The organism is Winslowiella toletana (assembly GCF_032164335.1).
Lineage (GTDB): Bacteria > Pseudomonadota > Gammaproteobacteria > Enterobacterales > Enterobacteriaceae > Erwinia > Erwinia toletana_A.
In genome coordinates this window covers 1,644,440-1,666,620 of the sequence record NZ_CP134152.1, presented here as the reverse complement: position 1 = coordinate 1,666,620, position 22,181 = coordinate 1,644,440, and the positions used below count along the sequence as shown (strand labels likewise).

Here is a 22,181-nt window from a genome sequence, read left to right as displayed (position 1 = left end):
TGTATATACAACCACAAAGCCTGAGGATCAACCATGTCGAGTTATTTTGCGACGCGTGCACTGCTGGCGGAAGGATGGCGGCATTCGGTGCGTATCGAGGTCAACGCGCAAGGATTTATTGCCAGTATTACTCCTGACAGTCACGCCGCGCAGGCAGTGCGTTTATCCGGTGCCGTCATCCCGGCGATGGCTAATCTGCACTCGCACGCCTTCCAGCGCGCCATGGCCGGGCTGGCGGAGGTAGCGGGCGATCCACAGGACAGCTTCTGGAGCTGGCGCGAGCTGATGTATCGCCTGGTACAGCAGCTGTCACCCCCCCAGCTGGGTGATATCGCGCGTTATCTGTATATCGCGATGCTGAAAGGCGGTTATACCCAGGTTGCGGAGTTTCACTATCTGCATCATGACCACCACGGCCAGCCTTATGCGCAGGATGAGATGCTGCAACAGCTGATTGCTGCTGCCGAACAGGCTGGAATCGGTCAGACGCTGCTGCCGGTGTTATACAGCCACAGCGGATTTGGTGCCCAACCGCCGCAGCCAGCGCAAAAGCGTTTTATCCAGCATAGCGACAGCTATCTGCGCCAACAGGAAAATCTGCGCCACCTACTGCGCAACAAACCGCTGCACAATCAGGGACTGTGCTTCCATTCGCTGCGCGCGGTGACTCAGCAACAAATGGAGCAGGTGCTGGCGGCCAGCTCGCCTGAACTGCCGGTGCATATTCATATTGCCGAACAGGAAAAAGAGGTGAACGATTCGCTGGCATGGAGCGGTGAGCGCCCAGTGAACTGGCTGCTGGAGCGCTTTGCCGTCGATGCGCGCTGGTGCCTGGTTCACGCCACCCACCTTGAGCCGCAGGAAATTACTCGTCTTGCTGCCAGCGGCGCGGTGGTCGGACTCTGCCCGACTACCGAAGCCAATCTCGGAGACGGTATTTTTCCGGCCACCGACTATATTGCCCAGGGCGGGCGCTGGGGTATCGGCTCCGACAGTCATGTCTCACTGAATGTCACAGAGGAGCTGCGCTGGCTGGAGTATGGTCAGCGGCTGCGCGACCGGCGGCGTAACCGCATCATCACTCCACAGCAACGTTCAACAGGCGACCTGCTGTGGCAGCAGGCAGCATCCGGCGGTGCACAGGCCTGCGGCGTAGCCATCGGCTCACTGGCCGTAGGCCAGCGTGCAGACTGGCTGGTACTGGAGCCAGACGCCTGGTTAGCCAGCTGCCACGACAGTGCGCTGCTGAACCGCTGGCTGTTCGCCGGCAGCGGTTCGCAGATCCGCGATGTCTGGGTGGCGGGAAAACAGGTGATTAATGCCGGTCATCATGCGCTACAGTCCGAAGCGGATGCCCGCTTTGCCGCCGTGATGAAAGCCTTACAGTAAAGACGGGGATAAGGGTTTCATGATGCATTTTTATCGAACCGACGATCTGCCAATCAACAAATGGCGTAATGGTGGTGGCGAAACCCGTGAGATCGTCAGCTTTCCGCCAGAAACTAGCTCGTTTGACTGGCGCGCCAGCATTGCCACCCTCGCCAACAACGGCGACTTTTCCGTATTTCCCGGCGTGGATCGGGTGATTACATTAGTCGCCGGAGACAGTGTGGAATTGCACTCGCCTCTGTCACCCATGCAGCTGCTGGAACTGAATCAGCCGTTCTGTTTTGCTGGCGAACAGCCGATATTTGCCCGGCTGACCGGCGGTCAGAGTCTCGACGTTAATATTATGACCCGCCACGATCGCTGCTGCGCCACGGTGGTGATCAGCGGCCGTGCGCAGCAAAGCGATTGTGGCGTGTGTTGGGTGATTGCCGGTCAGTGGTGCGTCGGCGAACAAACGCTGTCACGCGGAGAAGGCTGCTGGTGGCACGTCAGCGGCGAGGTCATTACGCCACTAACAGCGGATGCACTGATGTTGTTTGCTGCAATCAACCGTGCCCTTTAAAGCGACCAAGCAGCTTATAGCGTGAACCGGGATAAAGCAGTCGGGCGTAAGTAACGATTTTACCCTCGCTCCATGTCTGGCGGCGAATCAGTAAACAGGGTTCATGCTCGTCCAGCGACAGATACTGACGCTGGCGGACATCGGCGAGAACGGCTTCAACGATATGCTCACCGGCAGTCAGTGGTGCAACCCGCATCAGATAGGTATAGGGCGTCTGGCTGTCATAATCCTGCCGCAGATAGTCCGGTGCCATCTGCGGATTAACCAGACGATCTTCCAGCTGTACCGGCAGTTCATTTTCATAGTGCACCATCAGCGAATGAAAAATCGACTGGCCAGTGGATAATCCTAATACCGCGGCCTGTTCCGGATCGGCTTTTATTTCGCTTAGCTGCAGAATTTTACAGCGATGCTGATGGCCGCGCTGGGCAATCTCTTCAGCAATATTGTGCACTTCCAGCATTGCGGTGTAGCCCTTGGTTTCGGCCACAAACGTTCCCACGCCCTGCATGCGAATCAAATAACCTTCACCGGTCAGTTCGCGCAGCGCCCGGTTAATCGTCATGCGGCTAACGCCCAATTCATTGACCAGCTCACTTTCGGATGGCACGCGCTGATTGGCTTTCCACACGCCGGCGGCAATCTGGCTGACAATCGCCTGTTTTACCCGCTGATAGATTGGCGCAGGCTGATCGCTCATGGCGGCTGCGAGTTGCGAAATGGCAGTCTGCCCGACCATATAAAGTTCCTTAAAAAACGTCGTAAGTTAAGTCTACTGACTGAGGGCATAAATGTATAGACATCTGCATCCCTGTACCCCTGCTCCGTTTTGTGATCGCTCTGGCACTAAGGCATTAGGTTGTATAGACAACACTATACACTTATGCTTCACTCGACAGTGTTACCCATGCGGCTGCACATGGGTTTAATCCGCGCCAAACTTGTATATACAGGAGTATACCATGTCGTTCAGTACCGATGAATGTCATCTGATACCCGGAGAAGTAGGTCTGCCGATGCTTAAGGCCATTTACCATGGCGGCGTCACGCTTCGGCTTGCTGACAGCGCACGTGAAGCGGTGCTGAAAGCACATGAAACAGTGAACGCTATTGTCGCGACAGGCAAAGTCACCTACGGCATCAATACCGGCTTTGGCAAACTGGCACAAACCTCGATTCCGGCGGCACGTCTGGCTGAGCTACAACGCAATCTGGTGCTGTCGCACAGTGTCGGGCTGGGAGAGTTACTGCCGGATGAAGTCGTACGCCTGGTGATGGCCAGTAAAATTATTAGCCTGGCGCGCGGGCATTCCGGCGTGCGTATCGAACTGATCGAGATGCTGATCACCCTGTTTAACGCTGGCGTCATGCCCTGCATACCGGAAAAAGGCTCAGTGGGCGCGTCCGGCGATCTGGCTCCGCTGGCACATTTGTCGCTGATGCTGCTGGGTGAAGGCCAGGTCCGCGTTGCCGGTAAGCTGATGAATGCGCCTGACGCGCTACAACAGCTCGGACTGGAACCGGTGGTACTCGGGCCGAAAGAGGGACTGGCACTGCTTAACGGCACCCAGGTATCAACCGCACTGGCATTGCGCGGCCTGTTTGAAGCGGAGAAAACCTTCGCCGCCGGGCTGGTCGCCGGTGCGATGTCGCTGGAAGCAATTAAAGGCTCGATAAAACCCTTTGATGCGCGTATTCATCAGGCGCGCGGCCAGCCGGGACAAATCGCAGTGGCTGCCGCCGTCTCTGAGTTGTTGGCAGGCAGCGAAATTCTGACTTCACATGCGGCCTGTGGACGGGTGCAGGATCCGTACTCCATTCGTTGCGTGCCGCAGGTGATGGGTGCCTGTCTTGATAACCTGAATCATGCCGCGCGAGTATTGCAGATTGAAGCCAATGCCGCTTCCGATAATCCACTGGTATTCCCGGAAAGCGGTGACGTGATTTCCGGCGGCAATTTCCACGCCGAACCGGTGGCATTTGCTGCTGATATTATTGCGCTGGCGATCGCAGAAATTGGCGCAATTTCCGAGCGGCGCATGGCGCTGTTGCTGGACAGCGGTCTCTCTGGCCTGCCGCCGTTCCTGGTGAATGACGGCGGCGTCAATTCAGGATTTATGATCGCTCAGGTCACTGCCGCTGCGCTGGCCTCCGAAAACAAATCTTTGGCCCATCCAGGCAGCGTCGACAGTCTGCCCACTTCCGCCAACCAGGAAGATCATGTCTCAATGGCCACCTACGCCGCACGCCGTCTCGGTGCAATGTGCTTTAACACCGCGGCCGTTGTAGGTATTGAAGCGATGGCCGCCGCACAAGGCATCGACTTTCATCGCCCGCTGCAAAGTTCGCCACTGCTGGAACAACAGCTGGGGACCGTGCGGGAACGCGTGGCTTTTCTCGAAAAAGACCGCCTGATGGCACCCGATATCGAACAAATGCGCCTGTGGGCCAGCAGTAACAACTGGCCCGATGTGATCACCGCCCTGCTACCAAGCCACGCAGGATAAGGAGCCAACAGATGAGTGAATCGATCAGCAGCGCCGTTGCCCGTGAAATTCGGGCACCTCACGGCAGCGAATTACATTGTGCAAACTGGCTGATTGAAGCCGCCTGGCGCATGATCCAGAATAACCTTGATCCTGATGTTGCCGAACGCCCGGAAGATTTGGTGGTGTATGGCGGCATCGGTAAAGCCGCACGCAACCGGGAATGCTTTGAGCAGATTCTGCGTTCGCTGCGCGCATTGCAGCCGGAAGAGACGCTGCTGGTGCAGTCCGGAAAACCGGTTGGCGTGTTCCGCACCCATGCCGATGCACCACGGGTATTAATCGCCAACTCCAACCTGGTGCCGCACTGGGCCAACTGGGACCATTTTCATCAGCTGGATAAAGCCGGGCTGATGATGTACGGCCAGATGACCGCCGGTTCATGGATCTATATCGGCGCGCAGGGCATTGTGCAGGGCACCTTTGAAACCTTCGTCGAAGCGGGCCGTCAGCACTATAACAGTGACCTGAGCGGCCGGTGGATTCTTACCGCCGGGCTGGGCGGCATGGGTGGTGCGCAGCCACTGGCTGGCGTGCTGGCGGGGGCTTCAGTGCTGGCAGTGGAGTGCCAGGAGTCGCGCATCGACTTTCGGCTGCGCACCCGCTATCTCGATTACAAGGCATACAGCATTGACGAAGCCCTGAAAATTATCCGCGAGGCTAACCAGCAGAAGCGGGCGATCTCCGTCGGTCTGTTGGGCAATGCGGCAGAAATCTTGCCGGAGCTGGTTAAGCGCGCCCGGGCAGGCGGCATCAGGCCGGATATCGTTACCGATCAGACCTCAGCACACGATCCGCTTAACGGCTATCTGCCGGCTGGCTGGAGTGTTGAACAGTGGGCTGAAAAACGCCTCAGCGCCCCGAAAGCGGTGGAGAAAGCCGCACGCGCCTCGATGGCAATGCATGTACGGGCGATGCTTGATTTTCACCAGATGGGCATCCCCACCGTGGATTACGGTAATAATATCCGCCAGGTCGCGCTGGATGAAGGAGTAGAAAACGCTTTTGATTTTCCGGGCTTCGTCCCTGCTTATATTCGTCCGCTGTTCTGCGAAGGTAAGGGGCCGTTTCGCTGGGTAGCGCTTTCCGGCGATCCTGAGGATATCTATAAAACCGATGCGAAGCTGAAACAGTTATTCCCGCAGCACGCTAACCTGCATCGCTGGCTGGATATGGCGCAGGAGCGTATCGCCTTCCAGGGATTACCGGCGCGTATCTGTTGGCTCGGCCTTGGCGAGCGTCATCTGGCAGGCCTGGCGTTCAATGAAATGGTGCGCAACGGCGAGCTGAAAGCACCGGTGGTGATTGGTCGTGACCATCTCGATTGTGGGTCCGTCGCCTCGCCAAATCGCGAAACCGAAGCAATGAAAGATGGGTCTGATGCAGTTTCTGACTGGCCGCTGCTGAATGCTCTGCTGAACACCGCGGGCGGTGCCACCTGGGTCAGTCTGCATCATGGTGGTGGCGTCGGTATGGGTTTCTCGCAACATGCGGGCATGGTGATTGTTTGTGACGGCAGTGAGCAGGCCGATGTGCGGCTGGAGCGGGTATTGTGGAACGACCCGGCCACCGGCGTAATGCGGCACGCCGACGCCGGATATTCCCAGGCCGAAACCTGCGCCCGGCAGCATCAGCTGAATCTGCCAATGATGAAATAATCGTTAAACATGATAAGTCTATTAACGATTTTCTTCAGGGACTGATAGACGCCGTGCATCGGTTGCATCTAAAGTGGAAGCCGAATGATTAGCGTCAGACCACGCAGCGGATAAGTGGCATCAGCATGGAGAAGAGACTATTTATGACCATTCCTGTTTCATTGATCGAAGAAGCCATCACCTGGCGACACCAGCTGCACAGGCAACCCGAGCTGGGTTATCAGGAGCATCAGACATCAAACATGGTCGCCGAAAAGCTGCGCTCTTTTGGATTGCAGGTGCACGTGGGTCTGGCCGGAACCGGCGTCGTCGGCACGCTGGAAAATGGCCCGGGTCCGGTCATCGGCCTGCGTGCCGATATGGATGCGCTGCCAATCACTGAACTGGGTAACCCGCCGCATAAATCCAACACTCCCGGCGTGATGCACGCCTGCGGGCATGACGGTCATACCGCCATTCTGCTGGCGACGGCGAAACACCTGAGTCAGACGCGTAATTTCAGTGGCACACTGCACTTTGTTTTTCAGCCTGCCGAAGAGAACCTCGGTGGCGCACGCAGAATGGTCGAAGAAGGTCTGTTTACCCTGTTTCCAATGGACGCCATCTATGGCCTGCACAACTGGCCTGGACTGGCGCTCGGTGAAGTGGCGGTAAACAGTGGTGCGATGATGGCTTCACTGGATTCGTTTGAGATCACCTTAACCGGCAAAAGCTGCCATGCGGCAATGCCGGAGAGTGGTGCCGACCCGATTGTTACCGCCGCCGAGCTGATTATGGCGCTGCAAACCATCCCGGCGCGCCGCCTCTCTCCCCTCGCCTCTGCCGTGGTCAGTATTACGCAAATCAACGGCGGTGAAGCGATTAATGTCATTCCTGAGCAGGTAAAACTGCGCGGCACCGTGCGCTGTTTGCAGAGCGAGGTGCGCAGTAAAGTGCGCGCATTAATCGATGATTTCGTCACCACGCTGCCGACCCCATTTGGTGTTGAAGGGGCAATTAGCTGGTATCCCGGCTATCCGGTAACGAAGAATCATGCCGAATCGGCGCTAAAAGTGCGCGATGCCGCAATCAGCTTGTCAGGTGAGCAAGCGGTACGCTGGGAAGTGAACCCGTCGATGGCATCAGAAGATTTTGCCTGCATGCTGGAAGCGTGTCCGGGGGCTTATTTCTGGATTGGTGCCGATGGCGCAACACCTTCACGGCCGCTGCATAATGCCTGGTATGATTTTAACGACGAGGTGATAGCGCACGGTATCGGTATCTGGCAACAACTGGTGGAACAGCTGTTGCCACGCTGACTGGCGTCAAATGATTCCGCTGGTATCAGCCTCGCGGGTCAATCGGGGCAACCTGCTGGTTGCCCCGATTGACCCGGACGATCAGTATCCCACGGCATCCAGCTCTGCCAGTCCGCTGGCAATATCCGCCGATCGCCCGCTCGCTACCAGGCAGCAGGCGATCTGTAAACGCAACGACTGCGGCACAGGCAGATCTTTATTCACCACTCGCTGAGTCCATGCTGCGGTAACATCGGCCTCTTTTGACGACGCCAGCGCATCACGCGCGATCGTCACTTCTTCCTGCCGCGCCAGTAGCAGCTGGGGTTCCGCCTGAACGGCGCTAATCAGGCTGATCGCCGGGCAGCGCTGTAAGTTGGCATAAACTTCACCTTCCGTGCCATTCATCAGCAGGCCAGTCCCACCGATAGCAGCGAAGAATTTTGCCACTCGCGGAATATATTCCGGATGAGAAACGCTGGAAAGGCGCAGCGCGGCCGCTTCATCGAACGGCGTAGCCAGTTTTGCCAGCGTGTGCGCGCTGTTACGCACCCCCATGCGCCAGCGCAGTGACAGCTGAGTCGCCAGCGGTGGGCAGAGGGTAGCGACCGACATAAACACCAGTTCTCCGGCATCCAGCCGTGCCTGCGCCGACGCCGCATCGGTCACCGCCGGGATGCCCAGCGCGGCAAACACCGTTTCACTGGTGACGCGCGTCGGATCGTCGCTGACGCCATGCACCAGCACCGGAAAACCCAGTTTCGACAGCAACATTGCCAGCAGCGGCGTCAGGTTCGCCTGCTTGCGCGCACCGTTATAGCTGGGGATTACCACCGGCATCGGCTGGCCTGCTGGCGGCGTCAGGCGCATTACCTGCTCCTGCATCGCCTGGTAAAAGCCCAGCATCTCCTCTTCACCTTCACCTTTAATCCGTAAGGCAATTAACAGCCCGCCCAGTTCCAGCTCCGGCACTTCGCCAGCCAGCATTTCACGGTAAAGCGCACGTGCAGTGTCAAAATCGATATCACGCGCATGATTTTTGCCGCGCCCTACTTCTTTGATAATCCGGGTATATTCCATCGCTCATGGTTTCCTGAACTGTCATCGCCAGCAGATTGCTGCCAGCAATATCGCAATAAATTAGCGCCGCCGTTTGGGTTTCTTCAGGCTTTTTTCTTTGGCTGGCTTCGGTGGCTCGCCCTCTGGCATCGGCGGCTGCTCGATAGGAAATACCGGCAGTGCCGCCAGCAGGCGCGGGCCATAACGCTTACTGATTAGCCGTCGGTCGTATATTACAATCTCACCAAAACAGTCGTGGCTACGAATCAGGCGGCCAACCTGCTGAATCAGATTAAATGAGGCGCTGGGCAAACTCTGCACCTCAAATGGATAACGTTTCAGGCTTTTCAGCCACTCGCCCTCGGTTAAAATTACCGGACTGTCTACCGGGGGAAAAGCAATTTTATGAATATGCACCTGGGATAATAAATCGCCCTTCAGATCCAGCCCTTCGGCAAAGGATTGCAGGCCGACCAGAATGCTGGTTTCCCCCTGCTGCACCCGCTGGCGATGCAGCTCCACCAGCCGGGATCGCGGTTTATCTCCCTGAACCAACATCATCAGGCGCAGCGCGGTAACGTGGGTAAGAAAAAGCTGCATCGCCCGTCCGCTGGCAAACAGCACCAGAATCCCTTTGTGTTTCCCCTCGCTGATTTGCTGACTGAAAAAGTGCGCCATCTCGGCAATATGCTGCGCTTCTGTCGCCATCATCGGTTCATGGCGCATCTGCGGAATCAGCAACTTACCCTGCTCAATGTGATTAAACGGTGAGTCCAGCGCCACAAATCGGTCATCGGCTTTTTCACTCAGGCCGGACATCTCCTGCAAGCGGTTAAAACTGCTGAGCGATCGCAGAGTGGCGGAAGTCACCACCACGTGCGGCACTTTACGCCACAGCAGTTTTTCCAGCTGATCGCTGACGCGAATACCGGCACAGTGAAACAGCAAATGCGCATTGCCGTCACGATTCTCACGCGTGACCCACTTTGATACCGGCGCGCCTGAAGCCTGTTCCATTGCGGCCAGACGCCACAGTTTGCTGATCGACTCAAACCATGCAAAAGTACGGTTCATCTGCAGCAAAGTACGGTGCAGGCGTACCACATCATACTGGCCGGTTTTATCACTCAGATCGTTGAGAAAGGCTTCAGACAGCCCGCGCAGCGCATCGTTAAGCTTATACAGCCGTGCGCACAGGGTCAGAATTTCTTCGGGCAGGCACCCCATTTCAAAGCGATATTCGCCTTCAATCTGATCTTTTGGCAGGTACAGCGCCAGCATTGCCGACAGAATCTGCAACTGTTCACGAATCTCTTCGCAGTGGCCTTTCAACCGCTCGGGATTAGCCAGCGGCGGCGGCGATTTAGGACGAAACTGCGCCATACACTGCTCGACCAGCCGCACAAACAGATCAAGTTGCAGGCTGGTCCAGCCTGCGGTGATCTCAGCGCTCATCTCCAGCGCGTCGCGCGCCACTTCCGGCAGGTGATGCCCTTCGTCCAGTACCAGCAGCAAGTTTTTCGCTGGCGGCAGCACGGATTCATTCTCCAGTGCCGCCATCACCAGCGCATGGTTAGCGACCACCACGTCGGCATTTTCAATTTCACGCCGGGCGACAAAAAACGGGCATTCACGATACCAGTGACAATTGTGTCCGAGACAGTTGGCTTTATCGGTACTCAGCCGCTGCCACAGCGAGTCTTCAATTGCATCATGGCTGTGATCGCGCAAACCATCCCACTGATGGCGATCGAGGGATTTTTGCAAAGTGGCACAAATCGCCCGCTCATCTTTACTGGCGGTCAAATCATCATCCAGAAACAGCAGCAGATCCCCTTGCTGATCCTGATCCGCCGCCAGCGCGGATAAATTACGTGGGCAGACGTAACGGCCACGTCCAAAAGCAGCGGTAAATTTAAGATCGGGAATGATCTTTTTCAGCAGCGGTAAATCTTTGCTGAAAATCTGATCCTGCAACGCCACATTAGCGGTGCTGACCACCAGCGGTTTCTCTTGCGCACGGCTAACCGCAATGCCAGGTATCAGATAGGACAGCGTCTTGCCAACGCCGGTTGGCGCTTCGATCGCCAGATGTCTTCCCTCATCGCCAGCCAGCGTTTTCGCCACTTCGGCAATCATCTGGCGCTGCGGTGCGCGGGGAATAAAGTCAGGAACCTGCTGTTGCAGGGCTTTATACCACTGACCAATTTGCGCTTTAAGCGCGGAGGTAAGCATTTAGTTTTCGTTCTGTTTTATATCAATAAGTTGTAAAGGAAGTAGCTTATATTATGCACAACAATTAATCATAAAACACAACAGTGCACTACGGGGAATCGAGCCGGTCCGGCCTTTTATTGCCGCTGAGTTTACCATATGCGAGAAGCATTCCAAATTCAGCCGCTTTTAATTTTCATCGCCAGTCACTCGTGCTTCACTCTAAGTACATGGAATGAATATCGTGCAAAAAATCGCCGGAACAACAGGACAACCTTAAGGATATCGGGTAAATTATGAACAGACTCAGACACACCAACATCACCAGAGGCGCGTTTAATGACTCTGGTGAACATCACACCGGAGGTGATGCAATGCAAACGAGATTAGAAAAACTCGAAAATGATGTACAGGCCATAAAAACCGACGTGGCGGTGATTAAAGCCAGCTACGCCAGCAAAGCCGATGTCAGCGCTATCAAGGGCGATATCAGCGACGCCAAAACCCGCATTATTCTGTGGGTAGTCAGCGCAGTGTTTTTCGCCCAGCTGCTTCCTCCCCTGATTCAGGGGCTGAACGCCTGAAAAGCGGTTAGTCGCTTGCCTAAACAGACCGCCGCATGATTGCCGACGTAACGCCCATAGTTTTCTATGGGTTGATAACCGTGACGCAGATAAAAACTGACGGCACGTTGGTTGATGCGCCGAGTTTCCAGCCAGATTTGTTGATACCCGCAGCCGCGTGCTTCGCTCTCGAGAAATAGCAGAAGTGCTGATCCGATTCCGCGCGATGACGCTGACGCATACATCCGTTTTAGTTCTGCCACCTCAGCAGAAAGCGGCCTGAAGGCTCCGCAACCCAGCGTCGCTCCATGGTGATCGCGGGCTACCGCAAAACAGGCGCGAGGATGCCGCAGGTCATGCGGATTAAATGAGCTGCCACCACTGTCGCCAGTTATCTGCTGTAGCATGGCAGAGAGCTGCGCCATCAATAATTGCGCCTCTGCCGAATCTTCCGGCTCGCGCGCAACGGTTATAACAGCCTCACACTGCGTCATGCGACTGACCGAGGAACTTATACATCACCGTGGTCGCATCAAATCCCCCTTCCGTCGAGCGAGCAAAGAAAGGAATTGCACCCGCCACTCGCCAGCCCAGTGAGAGATAGAGCTGTTCCGCCACGTCACCACTGCGCGTATCCAGCACCATCAGGCTGCGTCTAGCCTGCATGACGATTCGTTCAGCCTGCAACATTAGCTGGCGCGCAATGCCCTGCCGCCGCGCAGCGGAATGAACCAGCAGCTTACTGATCTCAGCACGATGCGCACCGTTAGGCATCATTGCCAGCACCACAATAAGGGTGGCGACGATTTTACCCTGCTGTCGGGCCACCAGCAGCTGTTTATCCCCGCAGGCGATGCTGTAAACCACATCCTGCCAAAAACGGGCAATCGGCGCGGTATCTGTGGCATCGATAAAACCGACGCTGGCTCCCTGCGCCACGCAGTCGCTCAAAACCTCACACAGGGCAGCATGTTCCTGCTGCGCCTGTTCAGCGCTCAGTGTTTCATAGTCAATCATGGGCGACATACCACCAGTGCATAATGTGCTGCCGTTTCCGGCGCGTGAAAAGATGAGCGACCGAACAGATGAAAACGCAGGCAATCCCCGGCGGTCAACCGCCAGTGCTGCTGGTTCATCGCGATCTCAAGTACGCCATTAAGCAGCCAGATATGCTGTTCCAGCCCCGCAACCGGCGGAATGTCGTACTCGATGCGTGCGCCCGCTCGCAATTTTCCTTCAACCAGCTCGGCACGGTAGCCGCTGGCCGGTGGCGATAAACTCCGCCGCTCAAATCCATTTTCTTCATCAACCCACACCGTTTGCTGCGCCGGTTGCAGATGTTGTGCGACATTCTCTTCGACTTCACTCAGCAGACGCGACATTGTCAGGCCATAAGCAGCGCAAAGTTTATTCAACAGTGAAGCGGTCGGGCTGGTTTCGGCCCTCTCAATGCGCGACAGCGACGCCCGGCTGATAGCGGTAATTTCCGCCAGCTCATCCAGTGACCAGCCTTGTGCCAGCCGCAGTTCTGCCAGCCGCTGCGCCAGCCGGTATTCGGTGCTGATTGGCTGATTCATTATTTTCTCATATTTGGGAATAAATCTCACAAATGAGAATAGACCTGAAATTCAATTCAGGTCAATCTGTACAACCAAATAATAGTTGTACAAGTTAACGAGTCGAGCTAACGTTAGTAAGTAGATGTACCAGAAAGAGGAAAAGAATGGCCGTATATAGCATCGGTGAAGTGGCTGAACGCTGCGGAATTAATCCGGTAACCTTGCGCGCATGGCAACGTCGCTACGGTTTGCTGAAACCCCAGCGCTCGGAAGGGGGCCATCGTCAGTTTGATGACGAGGATATCCAGCGCATTGACGAAATCAAACGCTGGGTCGACAGCGGCGTGCCGGTTGGCAAAGTTAAAGCACTGCTGGAAGGTGAAAAAGTTCACCTTAACGACGGCTGGACAATGTTACAGGATGAACTGATGGGCGTATTGCGTACCGTCAGACCAGCGAAATTACGCGTCAAGATTGCCGCAATGGGCAAGGAAAATCCGGCGGACACGCTGATTGATAACGTGATTATTCCGGTACGTCAGCGTCTTGGTCTGGAGCAGAGCACCGCACGTGCCATGAGCAGCCTGCTGGATGGCGCACTGATTGACTACGTTGCTTTCTGCCTGACCGGAGCGCGTAAAAAAGCCGGGAAGGATGCCCTGCTGATTGGCTGGGGCAGCGAAGATCGCACGCGTCTATGGCTCGAAGCCTGGCGTTTATCACAGCAGGGCTGGCGCATTGATGTGTTAGCTGAACCGCTGGAAACGCTGCGACCGGAGCTGTTTCCCGGCCAGTATGTTTTCCTCTGGACCGGAAAAAAACTGAGCCGCGGTCAGCAGGAACAGATCGTGCACTGGCAGGAGCAAGGGTTCTCCATTATGCCGCACGGTAACTGAAGGAGCTGAAACATGACGCAGCAGCATGAGCAACAGGCGACGCTGAATAGTCTGGTGATATTTTACCAGGATATGCAGTCACAACCCCTCAATCAGCTGGCGACGATTTATCATCAGGATATCCTGCTGGTCGATCCGGTCGGCCAGCATCACGGGCTGCAGTCCCTGACCGACTATTTTGCTGCACTGCTGAAAAATCTGCGTTATTGCCGCTTCGAAATTACCCATCAACACGCTTTCGATCAGGGTGCAATGCTGCTGTGGCGCATGGACTACGCCCACCCGGCGTTACAAAAAGGCGCAGCGCAATCGCTGGAAGGCTGTAGTTATCTGACTTTTCGTGACGCCCGCGTCATCTTCCAGCGCGATTATTACGATCTCGGCGAAATGCTGTATGAAAAAGTACCGCTGCTGGGTAGCGCAATTCGTGCATTAAAAAGAAGGCTGAAACCATGAAAAGGGTTCTGATTACCGGCGCGACTTCAGGAATTGGCTCCCAGCTGGCGCGTGATTACGCCGCGGAAGGCTGGCAGGTGACGGCATGTGGCCGCGACCGTAATAAGCTGGAACAACTGCATGAACAGGCACCTGATATCAAATTGTGTGAATTCGATATTACTGACCTGGCAGCCACACGTGCCGCGCTGGCAGGCAAAAGCGCCGAGCTGGTGATTCTCTGCGCCGGCACCTGCGAATACCTCAATCACGGTATTGTTGAAGCGGAGAAAGTCCATCGGGTGATGAGCACAAACTTCAGCGGGCCAGTTAACTGTCTTGATGCTTTGCTGCCGCAGCTGTCGCCCGGTAGCCGCGTGGCGCTGGTTGGCTCTACCGCCAGTATTGTTGCGCTGCCGCGAGCCGAAGCCTACGGGGCTTCAAAAGCAGCCCTCGCCTACTTCGCCCGTAGTCTGGCACAAGATTTAAATCGTCAACAAATTCATATCTCGCTGGTGTTGCCCGGATTCGTCGACACCCCGCTTACCAAACGTAATGATTTCGCCATGCCGATGATAATCAGCGCGGCACAAGCGTCGAAATTTATTCGTCGTGGCCTGGCTCGCGGTAAACGCGAAGTGGTATTTCCCCGTCTGTTTGCCCTGATTCTGCATCTGACCTCGCGCTTGCCACAGTCGTGGCAGCGGAAGTTAACCCAGCAGATAGCGAGGTAATTTTGTGAACATCGCCATTATCGGCAGCGGTATTGCCGGGCTTAGCTGCGCCTGGAAGCTGGCAAATCGTGCCAATGTAGAGCTGTTCGAAGCCGAACCGACGCTGGGTGGACACACCGCAACCGTCGATGTCGAGCTGGAGGGCAAGCACTACGCTATCGACACGGGCTTTATTGTTTTTAACGACCGTACATATCCACGCTTTCTCGCGCTGCTGGCTGAACTCGGCATCGAAAGTCAGAACACCGAAATGAGCTTTTCAGTCAGCAATCATCGCAGCGGCCTCGAATATAACGGCCACTCACTCAGCAGTCTGTTTGCTCAGCGCCGCAATCTGTTCAGCCCGGTATTTCTGCGCTTTGTTGCCGATATTCTGCGCTTTAACCGCTGCGGAAAACGCTGGCTGAAACAGCAAAATGAAGATCAAACGCTGGATGATTTCCTTACCAGCCAACGATTCAACCCATTTTTTGCTCAACATTATATTCTACCGATGGGGGCAGCCATCTGGTCCACTTCGCTGGCCGAAATGCGTAATATGCCGCTGTCGCTGTTCCTGCAATTTTTCAGTCATCACGGCTTACTGGATGTGGTTAATCGCCCGCAGTGGTATGTGATTCCAGGCGGCTCACGTCAGTATATTCGCCGTCTGATGGCGTTGCTCGACGGTAAATTAAAACTTCATCTCAACACCCCGGTGCACGCGGTCTGGCGTGATGACCAAGGGGTTACGCTGGAAACCGCCAACGGCCGGCAGCGCTTTGATCAGGTGATTTTCGCCTGTCACAGTGATCAGGCGCTGAAAATATTGCAGGACGCCTCAGCCGAAGAGCACAGCATGCTGAGCGGCGTGCCCTACCGCGACAATGAGGTGGTGCTGCATACCGATGTCAGCCTGCTGCCGAAAAGTCGCCGCGCGTGGGCCAGCTGGAATTATCAGCTTAATGATCGTGAAACGAATAATCCGCTGACCGGGGCCAGCGTCACTTACAATATGAATATCTTGCAGGGTATCGATGCGCCGCACACGTTCTGCGTCTCGCTCAATCCGGTGCAACCGATTGATGAAAGTAAAGTGCTGGGAAGATACCGCTACTCACATCCGCAGTTTGGCGCGCAAAGCCTGGCAGCACAGCAGCAGCGGCTGGTACTGAATGGCCAGCGTCGCAGCTGGTTCTGTGGCGCGTGGAGTTACAACGGTTTTCATGAAGATGGCATTCGCAGCGCGCTGGATGTGGTCGCAGCCATGGAACAGGCCGCGCTGCTATGAACAGCGCCCTGTACAGCGGCCACGTGCGTCATCGCCGCTTTACCCCGGTCGATCATCAGTTCAGCTACAGCATCTATATGCCGCTGATTGATCTCGATGAGCTGCCGCTATTGCCGCAGCTGGGAATCCGTCTCGGCCGTTTTTCTCCGGCATCGTTTTATCATCAGGATTATCTCGGCGGCGGTGATATCAAAACTCGCGCTCAGCAACGCATTGCCGAACTGACCGGTGAACACCTTACCGGCCGGGTGATGCTGTTATGCCAGCTGCGCTACCTTGGCTGCTCGTTTAACCCGGTTAATTTTTACTATCTGTATGACGCCAGCGATCGGCTGCGCTGGATGCTGGCAGAAGTGCGCAATACGCCGTGGAATGAGCGCCATACCTATGCCGTGAAGCCGGACGGCAGTGAAACCACGGAAAAAGTCTTTCATGTCTCACCGTTTAATCCGATCGATATGATCTATCACTGGCGGCTCTCCGCGCCGGGAAAGTCACTTTCTGTGCATATTGAAAACCACCGCGCCGGTCGCGAGTTCGATGCCACGCTGCATCTGCGTCGTCAGGCGTTGACCCGCAAAAATCTGCGCTATCATTTATGGCGATTTCCACTGATGACTGCGCGTACCGCGCTGGCGATTTACTGGCAGGCTTTTAAATTATGGCGCAAAGGTGCGCCAGTGTATGACCATCCGAAGTCGGAGAAAAAATAATGTGCACTTCAGAAGTCAGTATCACGCACGGCAGTAAGCCCGGTAAGAAACACTCTGCCTCACGCCGCGTGATTTTCGCTCTGTTAAGCCAACTGCGTGGTGCCGGCTTGCGCATTTATGATCCGCACCTTGGCGAGCAGTTTTTTGGTGATTCACAGGCCTCATTGCAGGCAGAACTGCAGGTAAAACATACCCGCGCTTATCGCCGGGTGCTGCTCGGCGGCAGCATCGCAGCGGCAGAAAGTTATATGGATGATGACTGGGACACTCCCGATCTCACGGCGGTTATCCAGACGCTGGCGCTGAATATGGCGGTGATGGATAAGATGGAAGCTCGGTTGAGCTGGCTGACTACCCCACTGAACAAGCTGATCCACGGTTTTCGTCGCAACAGCGTGCGCCAGGCAAAACGCAATATTGCCGCCCACTATGATCTTGGCAACGATTTTTACAGCGCCTTTCTCGATCGCTCGATGCAGTACTCCAGCGCGTGGTTTCGCGACACCAGCAGCAACCTTGAGCAGGCTCAGGAAGCCAAACTACGCCGCCTGTGCGTCAAACTGGCACTGCGCCCCGGCGATCATCTGCTGGAAATCGGCACCGGCTGGGGCGCGCTGGCGGAATTTGCTGCGCGCGAGTACGGCTGCCGCGTCACCACCACGACTATTTCGCGTGAGCAATATCAGTTTGCAAAACAGCGCATCGAACAGGCTGGCCTGAGCGACCGCGTGACGGTGCTGTGCGAAGACTATCGCACGTTACAAGGTCAGTACGACAAACTGGTTTCAGTTGAGATGATTGAAGCCGTGGGTCGTCGCTATATCCCGCTGTTTGTCCAGCGCTGTCAGGAGCTGGTAAAGCCGGGGGGCCGTCTGGTATTGCAGGCGATTACCATCAGCGAGGCGCGCTACAGTAGTTACGCCAGAGGCGTCGACTTTATTCAGCGCTATATCTTTCCCGGCGGTTTTTTACCCTCAACCACCCTGCTGCAACAGACGCTCAGTGAAGTGAGTGACTATCAGGTGCAGGACGTATTTGAAATGGGCAATGATTACGCGCGTACGCTGCGCGAGTGGCGTCAGCGATTTGACCATGCCTGGCCAGAGCTGAAAAACAGCCAGTTCGATGAGCGATTCCGCCGTATGTGGCTGTTTTACCTCTGTTATTGCGAAGCAGGCTTTATGGCGCGCACCATCGGCACCGTTCAGCTGACGGCCGCGCGCGCATGACAGCGCGCTGGCGCTTCTGGCTGCTGACCCTCGGCTTTGATGCTTTCTGGGCGCTGGCGGTTGGATTGCGCGAGCGCACCGAATGGATAGCGCTGACAATTGCGGTGCTGGCACTGCTGTTTTCCGCTGGCGGCAGCCGCTGGCAGATAATCAGCCTGATGGCGTTGGGGATCGCGCTCGACAGCCTGTGGCTGGCGCTGGATCTGTTTCAGTTTAACGGCAGCCACTGGTTACCCCTGTGGATGCTGGCGCTATGGCTGGGTTTTGCCTGTTGGTGGCGGCTGGTAATGGCGACACTTAATCTGCCGCTACTCTGGCTGATTCCACTGGGCGCGGTGGGCGGCCCACTGAGCTATTTTATCGGCGAACAACTGGGCGCTATGGAGCTTCAGCATGCGCCATCACTGGTTTATCCGCTGCTGGCTTGCGGTTGGGCGATCTATTTACCGGTTGCCCGCTGGATTCTGCGAGCGAAAGATAAATCCATCACCGCTGACGACTAGCCTGATATTCGTCACAATCCGACCGGAGGTAAACAGAATGTGGAAAGCGCTTTGTCTGGGAATGTGTCTGTTAGTCAGCGGCTGCGGCACCAGCATCGATGAATATCAGTCGGCCACGCCGAAAATCGATATTTTCCAGTATTTCAATGGTCAGAGTCGCGCCTGGGGAATGGTGCAGGATTTTAGCGGTAAACAGATACGCCGTTTTGAAGTGACTATTCGCGGCGAAGTGCTGGGTGAAACCCTGACTCTGCATGAGCAGTTTGTCTATGATGACGGTGAAAAGCAGACTCGCGTCTGGCAGATTCGTCGTCAGCAAGATGGCAGCTATGTTGGCACAGCGAACGATATTATTGGTACCGCAATTGGACATGCAGCGGGTAACGCCTTTAACTGGCGCTACAAGATGGAGGTTAAAACCGATTCATCCAGCTACCGCCTCGACTTTGACGACTGGATTTTTCAGCAGGATGCGCAGCATTTGCTGAACGTCACCTCAATGAAAAAATTCGGCATTGAAGTGGCCCGGGTAACGATATTCTTTAACAAAGAGGACGCCGCCGGGCAATAAAAGCCTTTAATCGTCTATGATGCGAGGGCAGATCGCGTTATGATCTGCCCTCTTTTTTATGATTAAGGCACTGCAATGAACCTGAAAAAAACCGCAATTATTTCTGGCTTCCTGGTGATGGCGATTGGCGGCGTCGGCGGCCTGATGCTGGTGGGTTATGCCATTATTTTGCATGCCTCTTAAGCCGCTGCAATAATCGCTCAAACAGCCTGTCGGTGATAATGGCCAGCAGCGCCACCAGAATCGCCCCCTGAATAATATAAGCGGTATTAAAACCGCTCAGACCGATAATCACCGGCGTACCGAGCGTTTTCGCCCCCACCGTTGAAGCAATTGCCGCCGTACCGATATTAATGATCACCGAGGTTCGAATACCGGCGAGGATCACCGGTGACGCCAGCGGCAACTCCACTTTATACAGAATCTGCCACGCACTCATGCCGACCCCTTCAGCAATTTCACGCGCACTGGCAGGCACCGCTGAGATCCCGGCTAACGTGCCCTGTAAGATCGGCAATAAGCCATACAGCAGCAGCGCAATCACCGCCGGACGTTCGCCAAAGCCGATAACCGGCACCGCAATCGCCAGTACCGCGACCGGCGGAAAGGTTTGCCCGGCGGCGACCAGCGTTTCGACGATTGAGCGAAACTCGCGCCCGGCACCGCGCGTCACCAGAATTCCCGCGCCGACGCCGATCAAGGTCGCCAGCAGGCTGGAAATTGCCACCAGCTGAATATGCGCCAGCGCCAGCTGCGCAAAACTTTCCTGCTGATACAGCGGACGCTCCAGCTGTGGAAACCAGTGGGCAAACAGCGCGCCGCTGTGGGGTAGCGCCCACAGCAATGCGACAAACAGCAGCAGCAGCCAGCACAACGGGTCGCGTAGCCAGCGCATCATAATTTCTCCCGCTGATGCAGCAAATCGGAAAAATACAGCACGCCCAGCGGTTTCTGCTGCCCGTCGACTACCGGCAGTTTGTCGGTCTGGCGCGCAATAAACTGCGAAAGAGCCTCCCGCAGCGTCGTATCCGCAGCAATCGGTTCATCCTCCTGCCATTCACCGCGTCGCGCCGTTGAACCCGCATTGCCGAGTGATAACAAGCGTACGCCCAGCTCACTGCGGCCAAAGAAATCACGTACAAACTGGTTTGCCGGCCGCGTCAGCAGCTCCACCGGTTTACCCTGCTGAACCACCCTACCGCCATCCATCAGCACAATTTTGTCCGCCAGCGCCAGCGCTTCATCAATATCATGAGTGACCAGCACAATAGTACGCCCCGACAGCTGATGAATACGAATAATCTCCTGCTGCAAGGCACCGCGTGTGACGGGATCAAGCGCACCGAAAGGCTCATCCATCAATAACACTTCCGGGTCGGCGGCCAGCGCACGCGCCACGCCAACCCGCTGCTGCTGACCGCCCGAAAGCTGATGCGGATAACGATGGCGAAGCTCGTCATCCAGATTAAGTAATGCCAGCAGTTCAGCCACACGCTGCTGCACCCGCGCTTTCGGCCAGTTCAGCAGCGCCGGAACGGTGGCGATATTTTTCTCCACCGTCCAGTGCGGAAACAGGCCGATAGACTGGATCGCGTAGCCCATGCGCCGCCGTAACACCTGCGGATTAAACCGGCGAATCTCTTCACCAGCAAAACGGATGGTGCCTTCATCATGTTCAATTAGGCGATTGATCATTTTCAGCGTGGTCGATTTACCAGAACCGGACGTGCCAATCAGTACGGTAAATTCGCCGGCGGCAATATTCAGGGTTAAGTCACTGATCGCCGCCTTGCCGTCAAAGTATTTAGTTACCTGATTAAAGTTGATCATCGGCGATCGATCTCCAGCAACGAAATAATAAATTTAAACAGCGTGTCTACCACCACCGCCAGAGCGATCACCGGGATCACGCCGAGCAGAACCAGCTCCAGTGCACTACTCAGTAAGCCCTGAAAAATAATCGCGCCAAAGCCACCGGCACCAATCAGTGCGGCGATCACTGCCATTCCCACCGTTTGTACGGCGACAACCCGTAAGCCACTTAACATCACCGGCAGTGCCAGCGGCACCTCGGCATGCCAGAACACCTGCCTTCGCGTCATGCCCATGCCGTACGCGGTTTCAATCACCCCAGCCGGAACCTGCTGCAAGCCCGCGACCACGCTGCGCACCAGCGGTAACAGTGCATAAAGCACCAGCGCAATTAATGCCGGAGCCATCCCGATACCGCTGATGCCCCAGCGACTTAGCAGCGGAAAAGCGTTGGCCAGCCCCGCCAGCGGAGCAATTAACAGGCCAAACAGGGCCACCGACGGCACGGTCTGAATAATATTCAGCAGTGAAAATACCGCCGACTGGCAGCGTGGCTGGCGATAGCAGATCAGTCCGAGCGGAATGCCCAGCAGCAATGCCGGCAACAGAGTGCTGAACAGCAGAAGCAGATGACGCGACAGCGCCTGATCGAACACCTCCTGACGATTGCTGTACTCTTTCAGCAACGCCAGCTGATCGAGCTGTCCGAGCGCCAGCAGCAGGATCACCGGGAGCCACATCTGCGCATTCAACAGCAGGCGCCAGAAAGCGCTGCGGATAACACGTGATAGCGCATCGGCGGTAATCAGCAGGCAGAGTGCCGCCGCCAACCACAACCCGCTGCCAAACGCGGTGCGCGCCAGCGGGCTGCCCTGCTGCGCCAGCGCGGTGGCTTCACGGCCACTGAGTGCCAGCATCAAGGTCAGTAACAGCTCGCTGCATAGGACTATTAAGGCCAGATTTAGCCGGCTTACCGGCCACCATGCACACAGCAGCAACAGCGCAACCGGCAACAGCAGCAATCTGTCACTGCCTTGCAGCAGCGACCAGAGCGCCAGCGGTTCGCCAGAAACCAGACGGTTGGGGGCATAAGTCAAAAATGGCAAGGCCGCAAGGGCAAGGCCCAGCAGCAGCGCCAGCGTCAGAAGTACGCGATTGTGTAGTTTAATTGGCAAAATTTCCCCGTTTTGC

Annotated in this window: 24 protein-coding genes; 15 read left to right on the top strand and 9 right to left on the bottom strand. The window is 56.0% G+C overall.

Annotation, left to right across the window (positions count from 1 at the left end; translation table 11 throughout):
• Positions 1 to 33: 33 nt before the first annotated feature.
• Complete coding sequence (locus RIN69_RS07860) at positions 34 to 1,389, top strand: formimidoylglutamate deiminase (protein ID WP_313856647.1); 1,356 nt, start codon at positions 34 to 36, stop codon at positions 1,387 to 1,389.
• Positions 1,390 to 1,408: 19 nt separating this feature from the next.
• Positions 1,409 to 1,951, top strand: coding sequence for a HutD/Ves family protein (locus tag RIN69_RS07855; protein WP_313856645.1), 543 nt, complete (start codon positions 1,409 to 1,411; stop codon positions 1,949 to 1,951).
• On the opposite strand, the gene hutC is transcribed toward RIN69_RS07855, so the two are convergent.
• Positions 1,935 to 2,690 carry a histidine utilization repressor gene (gene hutC / locus RIN69_RS07850; protein WP_313856643.1) on the bottom strand — a complete coding sequence of 252 codons (756 nt, stop codon included), beginning with the start codon at positions 2,688 to 2,690 and terminating at the stop codon, positions 1,935 to 1,937. The genes RIN69_RS07855 and hutC overlap by 17 nt on opposite strands.
• 223 nt (positions 2,691 to 2,913) lie before the next feature.
• On the opposite strand from hutC, the gene hutH reads away from it, so the two are divergent.
• From hutH to RIN69_RS07835, 3 genes are all read left to right on the top strand, one after another.
• A complete protein-coding gene (gene hutH / locus RIN69_RS07845) occupies positions 2,914 to 4,458 on the top strand; it encodes a histidine ammonia-lyase (RefSeq protein ID WP_313856641.1) in 1,545 nt (514 codons plus the stop codon).
• Between the two features lie 11 nt (positions 4,459 to 4,469).
• On the top strand, positions 4,470 to 6,155 hold the full coding sequence (hutU, locus tag RIN69_RS07840; protein WP_313856638.1) for a urocanate hydratase: 1,686 nt from the start codon (positions 4,470 to 4,472) through the stop codon (positions 6,153 to 6,155).
• A gap of 143 nt (positions 6,156 to 6,298) precedes the next feature.
• Positions 6,299 to 7,453, top strand: a complete 1,155-nt coding sequence (locus RIN69_RS07835) for a M20 aminoacylase family protein (RefSeq protein ID WP_313857643.1) — start codon at positions 6,299 to 6,301, stop codon at positions 7,451 to 7,453.
• A gap of 81 nt (positions 7,454 to 7,534) precedes the next feature.
• Here RIN69_RS07835 and ybiB read toward each other — a convergent pair whose 3' ends face one another.
• Together ybiB and dinG are read right to left on the bottom strand one after the other, a co-directional pair.
• Positions 7,535 to 8,512, bottom strand: a complete 978-nt coding sequence (gene ybiB / locus RIN69_RS07830) for a DNA-binding protein YbiB (RefSeq protein WP_313856637.1) — start codon at positions 8,510 to 8,512, stop codon at positions 7,535 to 7,537.
• Between the two features lie 60 nt (positions 8,513 to 8,572).
• Positions 8,573 to 10,726: an ATP-dependent DNA helicase DinG gene (gene dinG / locus RIN69_RS07825; RefSeq protein WP_313856636.1), complete on the bottom strand. Its 2,154-nt coding sequence runs from the start codon at positions 10,724 to 10,726 to the stop codon at positions 8,573 to 8,575.
• 275 nt (positions 10,727 to 11,001) lie between these two features.
• On the opposite strand from dinG, the gene RIN69_RS07820 reads away from it, so the two are divergent.
• A complete protein-coding gene (locus tag RIN69_RS07820) occupies positions 11,002 to 11,289 on the top strand; it encodes a hypothetical protein (protein ID WP_313856635.1) in 288 nt (95 codons plus the stop codon).
• Here RIN69_RS07820 and RIN69_RS07815 read toward each other — a convergent pair.
• The 3 genes from RIN69_RS07815 to RIN69_RS07805 are packed head-to-tail and all read right to left on the bottom strand — an operon-like array spanning position 11,271 to position 12,845.
• Positions 11,271 to 11,693, bottom strand: a complete 423-nt coding sequence (locus RIN69_RS07815; RefSeq protein WP_313856634.1) for a GNAT family N-acetyltransferase — start codon at positions 11,691 to 11,693, stop codon at positions 11,271 to 11,273. The genes RIN69_RS07820 and RIN69_RS07815 overlap by 19 nt on opposite strands.
• A 55-nt stretch (positions 11,694 to 11,748) precedes the next feature.
• The gene (locus RIN69_RS07810; RefSeq protein WP_313856633.1) at positions 11,749 to 12,285 is read right to left on the bottom strand and encodes a GNAT family N-acetyltransferase; all 537 of its coding nucleotides are present in this window, start codon (positions 12,283 to 12,285) and stop codon (positions 11,749 to 11,751) included.
• Complete coding sequence (locus RIN69_RS07805) at positions 12,282 to 12,845, bottom strand: helix-turn-helix domain-containing protein (protein ID WP_313856632.1); 564 nt, start codon at positions 12,843 to 12,845, stop codon at positions 12,282 to 12,284. The genes RIN69_RS07810 and RIN69_RS07805 overlap by 4 nt, the downstream gene beginning before the upstream one ends.
• Positions 12,846 to 12,991: 146 nt before the next feature.
• Here RIN69_RS07805 and RIN69_RS07800 point away from each other — a divergent pair, with 146 nt between their 5' ends.
• From RIN69_RS07800 to RIN69_RS23035, 9 genes are all read left to right on the top strand, one after another.
• The gene (locus RIN69_RS07800) at positions 12,992 to 13,723 is read left to right on the top strand and encodes a MerR family transcriptional regulator (RefSeq protein WP_313856631.1); all 732 of its coding nucleotides are present in this window, start codon (positions 12,992 to 12,994) and stop codon (positions 13,721 to 13,723) included.
• Positions 13,724 to 13,735: 12 nt separating this feature from the next.
• Positions 13,736 to 14,179 (top strand): nuclear transport factor 2 family protein, encoded by a 444-nt coding sequence (locus RIN69_RS07795; protein WP_313856629.1) that lies wholly within the window; start codon positions 13,736 to 13,738, stop codon positions 14,177 to 14,179.
• Positions 14,176 to 14,892, top strand: coding sequence for an SDR family NAD(P)-dependent oxidoreductase (locus RIN69_RS07790; RefSeq protein ID WP_313856627.1), 717 nt, complete (start codon positions 14,176 to 14,178; stop codon positions 14,890 to 14,892). The genes RIN69_RS07795 and RIN69_RS07790 overlap by 4 nt, the downstream gene beginning before the upstream one ends.
• A 4-nt stretch (positions 14,893 to 14,896) precedes the next feature.
• A complete protein-coding gene (locus RIN69_RS07785; protein ID WP_313856626.1) occupies positions 14,897 to 16,162 on the top strand; it encodes an NAD(P)/FAD-dependent oxidoreductase in 1,266 nt (421 codons plus the stop codon).
• Positions 16,159 to 16,875, top strand: a complete 717-nt coding sequence (locus tag RIN69_RS07780) for a DUF1365 domain-containing protein (protein ID WP_313856625.1) — start codon at positions 16,159 to 16,161, stop codon at positions 16,873 to 16,875. Before RIN69_RS07785 ends, RIN69_RS07780 begins: the two co-directional genes overlap by 4 nt.
• Positions 16,875 to 18,104 carry a cyclopropane-fatty-acyl-phospholipid synthase family protein gene (locus tag RIN69_RS07775; protein ID WP_313856624.1) on the top strand — a complete coding sequence of 410 codons (1,230 nt, stop codon included), beginning with the start codon at positions 16,875 to 16,877 and terminating at the stop codon, positions 18,102 to 18,104. Before RIN69_RS07780 ends, RIN69_RS07775 begins: the two co-directional genes overlap by 1 nt.
• Entirely contained in the window at positions 18,101 to 18,607 is a 507-nt protein-coding gene (locus RIN69_RS07770; RefSeq protein ID WP_313856623.1) for a DUF2878 domain-containing protein, read from the top strand. Before RIN69_RS07775 ends, RIN69_RS07770 begins: the two co-directional genes overlap by 4 nt.
• 37 nt (positions 18,608 to 18,644) lie before the next feature.
• Positions 18,645 to 19,178 carry a DUF3833 domain-containing protein gene (locus tag RIN69_RS07765; RefSeq protein ID WP_313856621.1) on the top strand — a complete coding sequence of 178 codons (534 nt, stop codon included), beginning with the start codon at positions 18,645 to 18,647 and terminating at the stop codon, positions 19,176 to 19,178.
• A gap of 75 nt (positions 19,179 to 19,253) precedes the next feature.
• A complete protein-coding gene (locus tag RIN69_RS23035) occupies positions 19,254 to 19,361 on the top strand; it encodes a membrane protein (protein WP_052896699.1) in 108 nt (35 codons plus the stop codon).
• Here RIN69_RS23035 and RIN69_RS07755 read toward each other — a convergent pair.
• Genes RIN69_RS07755 through RIN69_RS07745 form a run of 3 tightly spaced genes read right to left on the bottom strand, consistent with a single transcriptional unit; the run spans position 19,342 to position 22,165 of the window.
• Complete coding sequence (locus RIN69_RS07755; RefSeq protein ID WP_313857641.1) at positions 19,342 to 20,073, bottom strand: ABC transporter permease; 732 nt, start codon at positions 20,071 to 20,073, stop codon at positions 19,342 to 19,344. The genes RIN69_RS23035 and RIN69_RS07755 overlap by 20 nt on opposite strands.
• Positions 20,073 to 21,008, bottom strand: a complete 936-nt coding sequence (locus RIN69_RS07750; protein WP_313856618.1) for an ABC transporter ATP-binding protein — start codon at positions 21,006 to 21,008, stop codon at positions 20,073 to 20,075. Before RIN69_RS07750 ends, RIN69_RS07755 begins: the two co-directional genes overlap by 1 nt.
• Positions 21,005 to 22,165, bottom strand: a complete 1,161-nt coding sequence (locus RIN69_RS07745; protein ID WP_313856617.1) for an ABC transporter permease — start codon at positions 22,163 to 22,165, stop codon at positions 21,005 to 21,007. The genes RIN69_RS07750 and RIN69_RS07745 overlap by 4 nt, the downstream gene beginning before the upstream one ends.
• Between the last annotated feature and the right edge of the window lie 16 nt (positions 22,166 to 22,181).

Bases quoted from the DNA above. Each gene is read 5' to 3' on its own strand.
- RIN69_RS07860 (WP_313856647.1), top strand. From the start codon at position 34: ATGTCGAGTTATTTTGCGACGCGTGCACTGCTGGCGGAAGGATGGCGG.
- RIN69_RS07855 (WP_313856645.1), top strand. From the start codon at position 1,409: ATGATGCATTTTTATCGAACCGACGATCTGCCAATCAACAAATGGCGT.
- hutC (WP_313856643.1), bottom strand. From the start codon at position 2,690: ATGGTCGGGCAGACTGCCATTTCGCAACTCGCAGCCGCCATGAGCGAT.
- hutH (WP_313856641.1), top strand. From the start codon at position 2,914: ATGTCGTTCAGTACCGATGAATGTCATCTGATACCCGGAGAAGTAGGT.
- hutU (WP_313856638.1), top strand. From the start codon at position 4,470: ATGAGTGAATCGATCAGCAGCGCCGTTGCCCGTGAAATTCGGGCACCT.
- RIN69_RS07835 (WP_313857643.1), top strand. From the start codon at position 6,299: ATGACCATTCCTGTTTCATTGATCGAAGAAGCCATCACCTGGCGACAC.
- ybiB (WP_313856637.1), bottom strand. From the start codon at position 8,512: ATGGAATATACCCGGATTATCAAAGAAGTAGGGCGCGGCAAAAATCAT.
- dinG (WP_313856636.1), bottom strand. From the start codon at position 10,726: ATGCTTACCTCCGCGCTTAAAGCGCAAATTGGTCAGTGGTATAAAGCC.
- RIN69_RS07820 (WP_313856635.1), top strand. From the start codon at position 11,002: ATGAACAGACTCAGACACACCAACATCACCAGAGGCGCGTTTAATGAC.
- RIN69_RS07815 (WP_313856634.1), bottom strand. From the start codon at position 11,693: ATGGCGCAGCTCTCTGCCATGCTACAGCAGATAACTGGCGACAGTGGT.
- RIN69_RS07810 (WP_313856633.1), bottom strand. From the start codon at position 12,285: ATGATTGACTATGAAACACTGAGCGCTGAACAGGCGCAGCAGGAACAT.
- RIN69_RS07805 (WP_313856632.1), bottom strand. From the start codon at position 12,845: ATGAATCAGCCAATCAGCACCGAATACCGGCTGGCGCAGCGGCTGGCA.
- RIN69_RS07800 (WP_313856631.1), top strand. From the start codon at position 12,992: ATGGCCGTATATAGCATCGGTGAAGTGGCTGAACGCTGCGGAATTAAT.
- RIN69_RS07795 (WP_313856629.1), top strand. From the start codon at position 13,736: ATGACGCAGCAGCATGAGCAACAGGCGACGCTGAATAGTCTGGTGATA.
- RIN69_RS07790 (WP_313856627.1), top strand. From the start codon at position 14,176: ATGAAAAGGGTTCTGATTACCGGCGCGACTTCAGGAATTGGCTCCCAG.
- RIN69_RS07780 (WP_313856625.1), top strand. From the start codon at position 16,159: ATGAACAGCGCCCTGTACAGCGGCCACGTGCGTCATCGCCGCTTTACC.
- RIN69_RS07775 (WP_313856624.1), top strand. From the start codon at position 16,875: ATGTGCACTTCAGAAGTCAGTATCACGCACGGCAGTAAGCCCGGTAAG.
- RIN69_RS07770 (WP_313856623.1), top strand. From the start codon at position 18,101: ATGACAGCGCGCTGGCGCTTCTGGCTGCTGACCCTCGGCTTTGATGCT.
- RIN69_RS07765 (WP_313856621.1), top strand. From the start codon at position 18,645: ATGTGGAAAGCGCTTTGTCTGGGAATGTGTCTGTTAGTCAGCGGCTGC.
- RIN69_RS23035 (WP_052896699.1), top strand. From the start codon at position 19,254: ATGAACCTGAAAAAAACCGCAATTATTTCTGGCTTCCTGGTGATGGCG.
- RIN69_RS07755 (WP_313857641.1), bottom strand. From the start codon at position 20,073: ATGCGCTGGCTACGCGACCCGTTGTGCTGGCTGCTGCTGCTGTTTGTC.
- RIN69_RS07750 (WP_313856618.1), bottom strand. From the start codon at position 21,008: ATGATCAACTTTAATCAGGTAACTAAATACTTTGACGGCAAGGCGGCG.